This window comes from Apilactobacillus intestinapis, from assembly GCF_049166695.1.
GTDB lineage: Bacteria > Bacillota > Bacilli > Lactobacillales > Lactobacillaceae > Apilactobacillus > Apilactobacillus kunkeei_C.
This window is the reverse complement of record NZ_JBMHFD010000022.1, coordinates 1-11,845: the sequence shown is the minus strand read 5'-3', so window position 1 is coordinate 11,845 and position 11,845 is coordinate 1. Positions and strand designations below refer to the sequence as shown.

Genomic DNA, 11,845 nt, shown 5'->3' with positions numbered 1-11,845 from the left:
CTTATTAATAATTTTTGTAAATCCTAAACCATTATAATAATCTTTAATGGCAGCTAATTTTAATTCTTTAGAAAACATAAAAGAACCCCTTAGGTTAGATTTCTCCAACTCAAGGGGTTCAGTTCACGCTTGTAAAAGCGGCTTTTTTTAATGGCGACTTGATTGGTGGCCGCCGTTATTTGAAAGTTTGATGTTGTTTCGTTTGAACTTTTGTTGGGCTGAGTCTGGTTGGAAATCAAAGTGGTGCATACGACCATTGTAAGGTTTGCCGGCCATCTTGATTTGAACCCAGTCAGCCATGATGCGTTGCATGTTTTGCGCTGCTTTCACACGGCTTGTAATGCCTTCAGTCTTAGCAGCCGGTTCGATATTATCTCTCAATTGATTGATCAACTTTTGGTGGTAGACCAATAGTGATTGGGTCAAAGGAGAATCCTTGTATGAGTTGAATAGGCGTTCGATAAAACGCATTGCGTCTTTTGAGTTTTTGGGTTCATAAAATCTTTCGTTATTATCCATAATTGCCTCCAAAAAAAATAACCATCATGCATATTATACATGATGGTTATCATTTTACATTGATTAGTCTTCCAATTCAATTTGACCAGTTAAGCTGAATAAGAAACTTAATAGGACGGCTAGGAAACCACCAACAACGATACCATTGTCTAAGATGATTTGAGCAGCTTGTGGAAGTGATCTGAAGATTTGTGGGTAAACTGTTACACCAATACCAGTACCAACTGATAGGGCAACGATTAATAGGTTTGCATTCTTGCTGAAGTCAACGTTTTGTAGAATACGGATACCTTGAACCCCAACCATACCAAACATTACGACCATAGCACCACCAAGAACTGAACTTGGAATTACGGTTGCCACAGCACCAGCCTTAGGAAGTAGACCTAAGATTAATAGGAATAATCCGGCGTAGTAGATTGGGCGTTTAGTCTTAATACCTGATAGTTGAACCACACCAACGTTTTCTGAGAAAGTTGAGTATGGGAAGGTGTTGAAGACACCACCAAGCATAGCGGCGATACCTTCAGCACGGTAACCGTTAGCTAGGTCTTTTTCGCTTAGCTTACGACCAGTTAAATCACCCAGTGCCAAGAAGACACCGGTTGATTCCACCATGGTAGTTAGTGATACTAAAATCATGGTTAGAATAGCTGACCAGCTGAAGTGTGGTGTACCGAAGTAAAAAGGTTGTGGGAAGTGGAACCAGCTTGCTTGTGCGACTGAAGCAAATGAAATCATGCCAAGTGCATAAGCAATCACAGTTCCGACTACCATCCCAACCAATACAGAGATTGATCTGAAGAAACCCTTGCCAAAGATGTTAATCAAGATAATAACGGCCATGGTAATTAGACCGACGATTAAATCGTGAGGGTCAGCGAAGTTCTTAGCTGAAGCATTTCCACCACCCAAGTTTTGAACGGCAACTGGTACTAATGAGAAACCAATAATGGTAATTAGTGAACCAGTAACCACTGGTGGGAAGAACTTACGTAGTTTTGCGAAAAGTCCTGAGATTAAGAATACGAATAAACCAGAACAAATAATAGCTCCATAAATATATGCGACACCTAAAGTACCACCGATAGTTTCAAGTGGTGTAATAACTTGTACCGCACATCCCAATACAACGGGAAGACCAATCCCAGTAAGTGGGGTCTTCTTAAGTTGTAGTAGTGTGGCAATCCCACACATAAAAATATCTGCAGAAACCAGGTAAGTCATTTGAGCTGCATTGAAGTGTAAGAAAGCACCGATTAGCAATGGAACGATAACGTCACCTGAATACATTGCTAACAAGTGTTGGAAACCTAAAATGGCAGCCTTGAATTGGGATACCTGTTGCAAATTGCTTTCATGATTATCCAAACAAAATTCCTCCTAATATTTAATTATTACCCTGAAAAATAAAAAAGCCTCAATGCTAGAAAAAGCAAAGAGACCTTCATCTTTTTGCTTATAGTCCGAACTTTACGGTTCCGGGTAGAAACTTACCAACCTTATTATGGTAAATATATAGGCAATAACTGATTTAATTTTGTAAATTCAATATTAGACGAATTTTGCAAAAAAAGCAATCCTTATAATGAATATAATTGTTCAGTTTCACAATTATAAGGTACAATGGAAAGTACTATTTGATAGATACGAGGGGGGAATAATCTTGAAGCATATTTTAGCAATTCACACCGGTGGAACTATTTCAATGTCTCAAGACGAAAGCGGGGAAGTTGTTCAAAATGAACAAAATCCAATCGCCAATCAACAAGATAATTTATTAGATCAAGGAATCGATATTACTAATGAGGAGATTTTTAACTTACCATCTCCACACATGACCCCTGATAGAATGCTTGAAATCGCTAATCGAATTAAGAAAGCAAGAAAGCAAGGATACGACGGTGTCGTAGTTACCCACGGTACCGATACCCTAGAAGAAACTGCATACTTCTTGGACTTAACTTTGGCCAACGATTTTCCAGTCGTCGTAACTGGTGCCATGCGTTCATCAAACGAAATTGGTTCAGATGGTCTATACAACCTATTGAACGCTGCAGCAACCGCTGCTAGCCCACAAGCTAAGAACAAGGGTGTCTTGGTGGCAATGAACGATGAAATTCACACTGCTAGATACGTTACTAAGACCCACACTACTAACGTGGCGACTTTTAGAACACCAACATTTGGTCCAATCGGAATTATTTCTAAGCATGAACCAACATTTTACCAAGAATTAATCCAAAGTGAAGTCGTAAATGTTGATTCATTAGTGGACCACGTTTATCTAATCAAGGCTTTTGCCGGCATGGACGGCACCTTGTTTGACGCTTTAGATAATGATCAAACTAACGGTCTAGTAATCGAAGGATTAGGTGCTGGTAACCTACCTCCTGAAACATTAGATTCAGTAAAACGTTTAGTTGACAGAAACATCCCAGTCATTTTGGTTTCCAGATGTCTAAGTGGGGTTGCCCAAGACATTTACGCCTACGAAGGTGGAGGAATCCAACTGGAAGAAATGGGCTTAGAATTCTGTCACGGTCTAAACGGCCAAAAAGCACGTATTAAATTAATCATTGCGTTAAGTGCGCACAAGTCTGGTGAAGAGTTAGCTAGATTTATGAGTAACGCAATATCATAGAGTGAGGGATGTTTATGAACTCTATCATTGCAGATTTAAATGCAGCAATGAGCAAGAAACAACTGGTGAATATCTACCTAAATACAGGTGATATTTTCTACACCGGCTATATTCAAACTTACAACGATGACGAGGTCATCATTGCCACATACGAATCCAGTGGTCTAGCCGACGGATACGTCGCAATGAAGACCGCCATCATCGAGAGTGTGGAACGTCAAAGTGAAGACCTAGACAGCATCAAAGAAAAAATGTTAATCGCCAAGGATGAAGGATTAATGGAATCCAAACCCAGCGAATTACACTTTGATTCCAACAACAACTTGTTCCCACAAATTTTAATTCAAGCATACTTAAACCAAGAGGTTATCCTAATTCACGACAATGAAGCGGAACGTTTCTACACAGGGATGGTTAAGAAAATCAGCAATGATTCCTTTAAGTTCTTACGCATTAACAAGTTCGACTTCATGCAAAATGAATTGGTCACCATGGGCTTTAACCAAAGCATGATTATAGAATTCCAAGGTCGTGAACTAAGTGTCATGAGCAAAGTAATGGGCAAGGTCAAAGAACAAAACATTGCCAAGACCGCCGAATCAATCAACAACATCATCGATTTGTTGAACGATTCATTCCATCATCACAACCTAGTCGAAGTTCGTTGTCGATACAATGACCACTTCTTCTATGTCGGGGAGGTCATCATGTTAAACGACAGTGGTGCCATCCTAAAAGTTGTCGACATGTCTGGTCAATTTGGTGGCTATGTCTTCATTCGAATGAATGGCATCCAACGAGTCACCGTTGGCAACGACTACCTTGAATTGGTTCAACTAATGAAGGACCAAAACATTGCTGATCATAATGCATCACAACCGGTATTAAACGATTCAAGAGAATTCGACAGTACCGAAGATAATTTAAATGCTATCTTGACGCAATCAATGAACAAGCGTCAATTGATTCGCTTGCAATTGAAGTCCGGTAGTAACTTCTTGGGGTACCCGGAAAAGATTGGCCCCGAATCAATGAAGTTCAGTCTATTGGATGAAACAGTCAACTTCTTCATTTACGGACAAAAGATTCCGTTAAATGACATCGTTGAAGTAGGTTTTGAATACATCTATGCTTATTTAGATGAACAACGTCTAAGAAGAAAAGGCGATATGTAATAAAAAAAGGAACCCGATATTTCGGGCTCCTTTTTTGCTTAGCCTAATTTTTGTTTGATAATATCTACTTCATCTTGATTTGGGGATCTGCGCATGCTCTTAATGTCATGCAATTCCTCTACACTAAAATGTAGGTTATAAGCCAATAATGTATCTGGCATATCATTATTCTTTTGATAAGTAACAATTTCTTCAGCAATCTTATTCAATTTACGATTCATAAGAACCCTCCTAACAAAATCCATCCGACAATTACATTATAACTTATTTTAGTATAAGAAGAAAAATAAAGTCTAAAAAATTAGGATAATTTGGATAGCGACAACCACAACAACGAAGATTATATAATCGGTTGCTTTGATTGTAATCTTTTTGAAATGGGTTCGGCTGTTTCCTTCAACGAATAAATGTGAATTCATTCCTTGAGCTAGTAGGGTGGACCAGTTCATGGCAGCTAGGATTGACTTGAAGTAAAGGGTTGGAGAAACATAGGATAGATGCACGTTTCTCATTTTAGCGGATAACTTGATGTCGACAATCTCTTGTTTGATGGTTTCAATCAAGTTAAAGGCGCCCATTACTCCGTAGGCAAACTTGCTGGGTACGTGAAAGTTTTGTTCCAGACTACCAGCCAAATCCTCGATGGAGGTCTTACATGTGTAAGTTCCACCCAGTGTGACAAACGCGTATAGACGAGTCACCAATAAGATACCGTATTGATAGTCGCCATTTATCTTTTGGGCGAAATAGATTCCGACCGCAGGAATTAAAGTGACGAATAATAAGTATAGGATTCGCTTAAATGAAGCGAAGAAGATTAGATAGATTAGACTAACAAAGAAGATAACTAGGTTTAGTCTAACTGATGTTGTAAATGAAATTTCCAATGCAATTACTAACATCATCAGTAGTTTTAATACGGGATTCATTAAAAGGCCTCCTGATAAGTTAGTTTGTGATCATCAAATGCTAAATGGTAATCAACTAGGTTCTCTAGACCATGAGTTTGATGAGAGATTAGTAGTTGTGTTTGACCTTTAGCCTTTGCGTGATTCAATAAATCAACGACAATGGTAACATATTCAATGTTGATACCATTAAAAGGTTCGTCTAAAAGAAGAAGTGAGTGTCCCATCATGACTATGCTTAGGATTTGTAGTCGTTTCTTTTGGCCATCACTTAAAGAGTAGATGACACGATCGGATAGCTCATCTAGACCAAGTTTGCGAGTGTATTCAGCGATTTGATTGTCGTCCAACCAGTTGTTGAATGCATTCTTCTTGGATAGATCTAGTTCGTCTTCGACGGTGATTTTAATGAATTGCTTGGTTGATTCTTGGAAAATCATTCCAACACTTTGTAAGTACTTGTTTAAACGGATTTTACGAATTGATTTGTGGTTGAAATTAATTTCTCCATCAAAATCATGTTGCTTGATAAATGTTTTGAACAGACTTGATTTACCACATCCGTTGGGACCGGTAATTAAGGTCGTTTTTTGTTTCATCAAGTCTAAATCTAAATGATTGATTAATTGCATGTCGTAGTTGGCAATTGATAAATCTGCACAGTTAATAATTGGTTCTCCAACAACTTCGTTTGATAGTGGACGATTTGTGTAATCGTTGAATTGATTGAACAATTCTTTTGCCGCCGCATCATCTAAAGGTTTAAACGTTGTGTTGTCTTCATCGAAACCAATTAACTGGTCGATTTGATTTTCGTAGCCCATAAGGTCGTGATCGATACCGATGACAATCTTGCCTGATTCCTTTAGCTGGCTCAATAGACTAATCAGTTCCAGGCGAGACTTGATATCGACATTGGCAAATGGTTCATCCAATAGAATAACAGGAGCGTTAATTGCTACGATGATACTTAGTGCAACCTTTTGTTTTTCACCACCGGAAAGAGTCTTGAATTCGCGCTTTCTTAACTCATTGGTATTGGTGAAAGAAAGGGCATCTTCGATAACTTGATCCATTTTATCAGGTTCAACTTGAAGATTTTCTAGTGTGAAGATGAATTCATCTTCCACGGTAGCCATACAAAATTGTTGCATTGGATCTTGGAACATCATGGAAATGGTTTGGCGTAATTTCCATTCTGAAAATTCAGCGATGTCTTGGTGATTAAAATTGATAACGCCGTCGATTGTACCGTCGTTATATTGTGGATAAAATCCTGCGATTGTTTTCAAAAGCGTTGATTTACCAGACCCAGAAGGACTGTATATCAATGCCATTTGATTAGATTCGAAATCCAGGCTAACCCCTTTAAAAGTCGGCTTCGAACTACCAGTATATTGGTATGTCAAATTGTTAATTGATAAGTTATTCAAAAAGTGACACTCCTATTATTTGATAACGTGATTCTTTTCTAACATGTTGGCGATTAGTTTTGATAACACACCACCAAAGATGAAGATTGAAATGAATCTTGCGATGAATAAGATTATTAGCATGTGGATGGCATAAGCATTGTAACCACTCTTGAACCAGTCATAGATAAATGTGATGACAGTAGTTGAGATGGTAGTAGCGAATACACCTAACCAATCGAAGTGCTTGTATTTAGTAGCAACGAAACCTAATTCAGTTGCTATACCTTGTTCAATACCAGAGATGATGGTTTCAACACCCCATTGTCCACCTAAGAACATTTCAACGATGGCACCGATTACCTCAGCTAGTAATGGAGCACCTGGACGTTTGAAGATAAAACCAGCAAGTGGAGCTGCCATTACCCAAAGACCAAGTAGTAGATCGTTAGCAAGAGGTGCTAGACCATAAGGAGTAAGTGCAAGACTTACTGCGTTGTATAGAAAACCTGTGGCGAAAAAGATAATTCCACAGATAATTGAGATTAATGTAAGTAAAATGATGTTTCTAAGTGACCATGTGTTTTTCATAGTTTCCTCCAGAAAAAAGGACCCCAAACAACACGTGTTTGGAGTCCAATTTATTTTTATAATTTGTAAAGCATTAAAAATAAAAGGGTTGTTTTCCTTCGCAGGGATTATCCTGAATCAGGTACTATGGGTATGAATCTCAGCCGAATTCCGGCACCCCAAACATTAATTATCAATTTAAATTAACTATACTATTGATTAAATTTAAATGCAATGCTTATATTTTTATTAACAATTTTAACAAGCGGGATGCCTTGTCGTAACGGTGATTTCGTGGTAACTTTAGATAGTGAAATTATGAAAAATGGAAGTAAAAATGAATGAAGAAATCAGTGAAAAGACTAACAATAATATTCGTCGCGGCGATTGGATTAGGTGCATACGAACAATTTAATAATCCATTCTCATTTATTCGCCAAGAATACAATAAAATAACGAACTCAAAACAAGGTTATCAACCTGACTATCAACAAGATCCACAAACTTATAAGACCGACCTAGTGAAGGTGTCACAGAATAAAGTAAAGAACGCGAGTGCTGCTGTGGCATTAGACTCTACCAAGAATAAGGTCGTTTATTCGCAAAATGGGGACAAGAAGATTAAGGTCGCATCATTAGCCAAACTAATGACCTTATATCTAACGATTCAAAAGGCCAAAAATACCAACGGCTGGAATCAAGTAGTTGACACCAGTAACAAGGGACTAAAGAAACTAGGTGACGACGTTGAACTAGGTGGATTTAAGTTCAAGGACGGCCACAAGTACACCGTCAGAGATTTATATAAGGCCGCTTTAGTCCAATCATCCAACAATGCTGCAATTGCATTGGGTCAATGGGTGGCAGGCTCTAACGTTAAGTTCATCAAGATGATGAATGAACAAGCCAAGGCATGGCATCTAGACGCTACTTTTGTGTCATCATCAGGACTAGAAAATAGTGACTTAGATAAATTTGGTTATGCTCAAGTTGGTGGCAAGGACGATGCCAACATGATCTCAGCCAAGAGTATCGCAATCATTGCCGACCATGTCCTATCAATTTATCCAAAGGCAATTGATGATGCCAAACAAGTATATGAAAAGGTTGACGGTCAAACTTTATTTAATGAAAATAGTTTACTACCCGGTAGACCATTCTACGATGAAAGTTTGCATGTCGATGGATTAAAGACAGGATATACTGTTGCCGCTGGATTATGCCTAGTTGCGACAGCTCAACAACCAGGAAAAGATCGAGTTATCACCGTCGTGGTTAACGATTATGCCGAATTTTCCGATACTGCGAAATTGATAAAACTGGTTAATAACCACGATTCAGCATTGAAATAATAATAGTTAGCATAAGAATTTTGTATTTTTTCCAAAATAGTGTAGAATAGTAAAGTATCTTTGATTACTAGTATAAAGGAGAAGATTTATGGAATCGGCCTGGAATATAGTTGGCCTACTTCTTTGGATAATTTTGGTTATTTATGCAATTTTTATTATTCATAACATCGGGGTAAGAAGAAGTAGACTAATCATAAATGGGCACTACGACTTTTCATTAACTCACCATTTAAAGACGGTTGCACAAATCGTCGTGTTATTTGCTGGGATTGGATTCATGTCTTTTGAGACATTCTATCCAAACGTTAATGGATCAAACGTTGTCACAACACGTGACTTCAAGCCATTAATTTTGGATACCAATGGTAACAGCTCTTACTATGTGAAGGTCAAAAGTGGGAATAATTCATCTTTGAATCAGTCTTACTCATATTTGGTTAATGGACAACGTTTATCAGTATCGAGTTCAGCATCAAGTGTGCTAGTTGGTACTAATAGCGAAATTAATGTTCAAAAGTCAGCGGTTAGATGGAATGACAATGAAGCTAAGACGCTAGACAAGAAATACCAAAGAGCGTGGGTTGCCGACGTAACCGTTACGTATAAAGACAGTTTTTGGAATGGAATCGGATTACATGCTGGACGTCAGTTCAAGAGTTATACTCTAATCCGTATTCCGGATAATTCATTTATTTATAACGAAAAATAAAAAGCCGCTGGATTTAATCCAGGGCTTTTTTCGTTTAGTCTTGTTTTTGTAGTTTAGAATGGTGAACTCCGTAAACGAAGTAGAAGATAAATCCAATCACAATCCAGATACCAACTGAAATCTTGGTGACGTCTGGAAGCATGATGATAAAGAAGATGCTGAATACTCCAGCTACAATTGGTAGGAATGGATACCATGGCATCTTGAATCCTGTGTTTTTAATATCTTTTCTACGACGAAGTTTGATAACACCAAATGAGATAAATGCGAAGGCAATCAATGTTCCAGCGTTAATCAATGATGCTAGTTGCGTCAATGGAACCAAACCAGCAAAGACAGCTTGAACGATAGTTGCAATGATAATCGCGTTCTTGGGTACTGAATGCTTGGCGTTAACACGTCCGATGAACTTAGGCAAAAGGCCGTCTCTACCAAGTGCGTATACTAGGCGAGAACCACCGATGAACATAGTTACCATGGCGGTAAAAATTCCAAACAAAGCACCGATAGTAATTAGCTTGTTGAATGCTGACAAGTGAATGATTTGAAGAGCGTAAGCGGCGGGATCGTCAACGTTTAGTTCCTTGTAGTTAACGATTCCAGTAAGTACCATTGAAAATGCAACATATAGAACGACGGCAAAAACCACAGTTCCGATAATTCCCTTGATAACGTTCTTACCTGGGTCGATGGTTTCAGCGGAGTTAGAAGCTAATGCATCAAAACCGATGAAAGCAAAGAAGACAGTGGCAGCTGCTGTGAAGATACCACCCATACCAAATGGAGTTGAGTGGAATTGAGCAGGGTAGAAAGGAACATAGTTACTGGTCTTAACGTAGAAAGCACCGATGATGATGAAAATAATGATAATGGCGACTTTGACAATCACGGCGAAGTTTTCAACACGTTTAGACATTTCTGAACCCATTAGAAGAATTCCGGCGATGACAACCACAATGATGACGGCTGAGATGTTAATCACGCCACCTTCCATTGGACTGGCTTGTAGAGCGGTCGGTAAATTAATTCCGATAGCGGCTAAGATATTGTTGTTAAAGTAAGCAGCAAACCCGGTCGCTTCTGCCGATACTGCTAAGAAGTATTCAAGTATTAAGGCCCAACCCAAAATCCAACCAACAATTTCACCGTAAACAACGGAACCAAATGAGTAAGCAGATCCGGCAATTGGCATGGCTGATGAAAATTCAGCGTAGGCCATACCAACTAATCCAGAAACGATAGCTGCCATTAAAAAGGCAATCGCAACGGCAGGACCAGCATGACTGGCAGCTTCATGGCCGGGAAGGATGAAAATCCCGGTACCAATCACGGCACCGATACCCAAGCCAATTAAGTCTTTAGTGGTCAAAGACTTGGATAATCGTGAATCGGCCTCTAAATAATTGCTAACCGATTCCTTTTTAAAAATTTGCATAGATATCAACACCTTTTCTTGTTTATTTGTACTATTAACTATATAATGAGTACCAACATAAGTAAAATTAATAAATTCAATATTTACATAAGAAAAGATGATATAAGATGAATCGATTTATTGTACTAGAAGCAGTATTACAGAATAAGAGTTTCACCAAAGCAGCAGAACAACTAGGGTATACCCAATCTTCCGTCAGTCAAATGATGTCCAATCTGGAAAAGGAATTCAACATGCACATTCTAAAACGTTCCAGATCTGGGGTGGAATTGACACCGGATGGGGAAAAACTTTATCCACACATCAGACAAGCGCTTCGTCAATACCGTGGATTAATCGACACCGCCAACGCCATCAATGGCCTTCAATCAGGAACGGTCCGAATCGGGGCAATTACCAGTGTTAGTTGTTACTGGTTGCCAGACCTCTTCAAAGAGTTTAAGGCGCTTTATCCACAGATTAATTTCGTTTTAAACCAGGGTGACTATGGAACCATCATCGATTGGTTGAAAACCGACCAAATTGATTTCGCCATCATGACCGCTGAATACGGAGAAGGTTTTAATAAGACAATTGTCCACAACACTAACATGAATGCATTTATTCCCGTTGACCATCCATACGCCAACGCAGATGCTGTGCCAATTGAAGCACTCGCCGATGATCCATTCATCCTAGTTGAGGGTGGTGGCTACAGTGAACCGCTTGAAGCATTTAAAAAAGCCGGTGTTAAACCCAACGTGCGCTATAAGATTCAAGATGACTACACCATCATGGCGATGGTCGAAGCAGGACTAGGGGTCAGCATCCTATCTGAACTAGTTTACCGTCGAACCGATTTCAAAATCGTCAGCAAGCCAGTCGAACCCAACGTGACTAGACCTGTCGCAATTGTTTATAAGAATAAGGATGGACTACCAATCGCCAGCCAACATTTTGCGAAGTTCATTATCGATAGAAAAGAAGAACTAAAATAAAAAAGCCATTCGATTGATGATGTGCACCCCAAAAGTTGTACATTATTATATTGTTTTTCCTAGGCGGAAAGTTTCCGGTATTGAACCGGTGACTTTCCGCCTAGTTTTGTTTTAATACGATGATTATTGTAATAATCAATCCAT

Annotated in this window: 13 protein-coding genes and 2 riboswitches; of the genes, 5 read left to right on the top strand and 8 right to left on the bottom strand. The window is 38.9% G+C overall.

Annotated features, from left to right (window positions below):
- Positions 1 to 147: 147 nt before the first annotated feature.
- A complete protein-coding gene (locus ACOMA7_RS07570; protein WP_034535237.1) occupies positions 148 to 519 on the bottom strand; it encodes a hypothetical protein in 372 nt (123 codons plus the stop codon).
- Between the two features lie 63 nt (positions 520 to 582).
- Positions 583 to 1,890 carry a nucleobase:cation symporter-2 family protein gene (locus ACOMA7_RS07565; RefSeq protein ID WP_034535235.1) on the bottom strand — a complete coding sequence of 436 codons (1,308 nt, stop codon included), beginning with the start codon at positions 1,888 to 1,890 and terminating at the stop codon, positions 583 to 585.
- Positions 1,891 to 1,961: 71 nt separating this feature from the next.
- Positions 1,962 to 2,061, bottom strand: a riboswitch (purine riboswitch).
- A gap of 121 nt (positions 2,062 to 2,182) precedes the next feature.
- On the opposite strand from ACOMA7_RS07565, the gene ACOMA7_RS07560 reads away from it, so the two are divergent.
- Together ACOMA7_RS07560 and ACOMA7_RS07555 are read left to right on the top strand one after the other, a co-directional pair.
- A complete protein-coding gene (locus ACOMA7_RS07560) occupies positions 2,183 to 3,163 on the top strand; it encodes an asparaginase (protein WP_301588810.1) in 981 nt (326 codons plus the stop codon).
- A gap of 14 nt (positions 3,164 to 3,177) precedes the next feature.
- Positions 3,178 to 4,338, top strand: a complete 1,161-nt coding sequence (locus ACOMA7_RS07555) for a hypothetical protein (protein ID WP_301588237.1) — start codon at positions 3,178 to 3,180, stop codon at positions 4,336 to 4,338.
- A 38-nt stretch (positions 4,339 to 4,376) separates the two neighbouring features.
- Here the strand turns inward: ACOMA7_RS07555 and ACOMA7_RS07550 are convergent, their stop codons facing one another.
- From ACOMA7_RS07550 to ACOMA7_RS07535, 4 genes are all read right to left on the bottom strand, one after another.
- Positions 4,377 to 4,559 (bottom strand): LBP_cg2779 family protein, encoded by a 183-nt coding sequence (locus ACOMA7_RS07550; protein WP_034530908.1) that lies wholly within the window; start codon positions 4,557 to 4,559, stop codon positions 4,377 to 4,379.
- Positions 4,560 to 4,631: 72 nt separating this feature from the next.
- Positions 4,632 to 5,267 (bottom strand): energy-coupling factor transporter transmembrane component T family protein, encoded by a 636-nt coding sequence (locus tag ACOMA7_RS07545; RefSeq protein WP_421393110.1) that lies wholly within the window; start codon positions 5,265 to 5,267, stop codon positions 4,632 to 4,634.
- On the bottom strand, positions 5,267 to 6,679 hold the full coding sequence (locus ACOMA7_RS07540; protein WP_421393107.1) for an ATP-binding cassette domain-containing protein: 1,413 nt from the start codon (positions 6,677 to 6,679) through the stop codon (positions 5,267 to 5,269). Before ACOMA7_RS07540 ends, ACOMA7_RS07545 begins: the two co-directional genes overlap by 1 nt.
- A 15-nt stretch (positions 6,680 to 6,694) precedes the next feature.
- Positions 6,695 to 7,249: an ECF transporter S component gene (locus ACOMA7_RS07535; RefSeq protein WP_421393105.1), complete on the bottom strand. Its 555-nt coding sequence runs from the start codon at positions 7,247 to 7,249 to the stop codon at positions 6,695 to 6,697.
- A 76-nt stretch (positions 7,250 to 7,325) separates the two neighbouring features.
- Positions 7,326 to 7,420: riboswitch (TPP riboswitch) on the bottom strand.
- Positions 7,421 to 7,569: 149 nt separating this feature from the next.
- On the opposite strand from ACOMA7_RS07535, the gene ACOMA7_RS07530 reads away from it, so the two are divergent.
- On the top strand, positions 7,570 to 8,580 hold the full coding sequence (locus ACOMA7_RS07530) for a D-alanyl-D-alanine carboxypeptidase family protein (RefSeq protein WP_051592281.1): 1,011 nt from the start codon (positions 7,570 to 7,572) through the stop codon (positions 8,578 to 8,580).
- Positions 8,581 to 8,668: 88 nt separating this feature from the next.
- Positions 8,669 to 9,289 carry an LVIS_2131 family protein gene (locus ACOMA7_RS07525; RefSeq protein ID WP_138726816.1) on the top strand — a complete coding sequence of 207 codons (621 nt, stop codon included), beginning with the start codon at positions 8,669 to 8,671 and terminating at the stop codon, positions 9,287 to 9,289.
- A 34-nt stretch (positions 9,290 to 9,323) separates the two neighbouring features.
- Here the strand turns inward: ACOMA7_RS07525 and ACOMA7_RS07520 are convergent, their stop codons facing one another.
- A complete protein-coding gene (locus ACOMA7_RS07520) occupies positions 9,324 to 10,724 on the bottom strand; it encodes an APC family permease (protein ID WP_034535229.1) in 1,401 nt (466 codons plus the stop codon).
- Positions 10,725 to 10,831: 107 nt separating this feature from the next.
- On the opposite strand from ACOMA7_RS07520, the gene ACOMA7_RS07515 reads away from it, so the two are divergent.
- Positions 10,832 to 11,701, top strand: coding sequence for a LysR family transcriptional regulator (locus ACOMA7_RS07515; RefSeq protein WP_421393100.1), 870 nt, complete (start codon positions 10,832 to 10,834; stop codon positions 11,699 to 11,701).
- Positions 11,702 to 11,760: 59 nt separating this feature from the next.
- On the opposite strand, the gene ACOMA7_RS07510 is transcribed toward ACOMA7_RS07515, so the two are convergent.
- Complete coding sequence (locus tag ACOMA7_RS07510) at positions 11,761 to 11,841, bottom strand: IS3 family transposase (protein WP_225349253.1); 81 nt, start codon at positions 11,839 to 11,841, stop codon at positions 11,761 to 11,763.
- Between the last annotated feature and the right edge of the window lie 4 nt (positions 11,842 to 11,845).

Bases quoted from the DNA above. Each gene is read 5' to 3' on its own strand.
- ACOMA7_RS07570 (WP_034535237.1), bottom strand. From the start codon at position 519: ATGGATAATAACGAAAGATTTTATGAACCCAAAAACTCAAAAGACGCA.
- ACOMA7_RS07555 (WP_301588237.1), top strand. From the start codon at position 3,178: ATGAACTCTATCATTGCAGATTTAAATGCAGCAATGAGCAAGAAACAA.
- ACOMA7_RS07550 (WP_034530908.1), bottom strand. From the start codon at position 4,559: ATGAATCGTAAATTGAATAAGATTGCTGAAGAAATTGTTACTTATCAA.
- ACOMA7_RS07545 (WP_421393110.1), bottom strand. From the start codon at position 5,267: ATGAATCCCGTATTAAAACTACTGATGATGTTAGTAATTGCATTGGAA.
- ACOMA7_RS07535 (WP_421393105.1), bottom strand. From the start codon at position 7,249: ATGAAAAACACATGGTCACTTAGAAACATCATTTTACTTACATTAATC.
- ACOMA7_RS07530 (WP_051592281.1), top strand. From the start codon at position 7,570: ATGAAGAAATCAGTGAAAAGACTAACAATAATATTCGTCGCGGCGATT.
- ACOMA7_RS07525 (WP_138726816.1), top strand. From the start codon at position 8,669: ATGGAATCGGCCTGGAATATAGTTGGCCTACTTCTTTGGATAATTTTG.
- ACOMA7_RS07520 (WP_034535229.1), bottom strand. From the start codon at position 10,724: ATGCAAATTTTTAAAAAGGAATCGGTTAGCAATTATTTAGAGGCCGAT.
- ACOMA7_RS07515 (WP_421393100.1), top strand. From the start codon at position 10,832: ATGAATCGATTTATTGTACTAGAAGCAGTATTACAGAATAAGAGTTTC.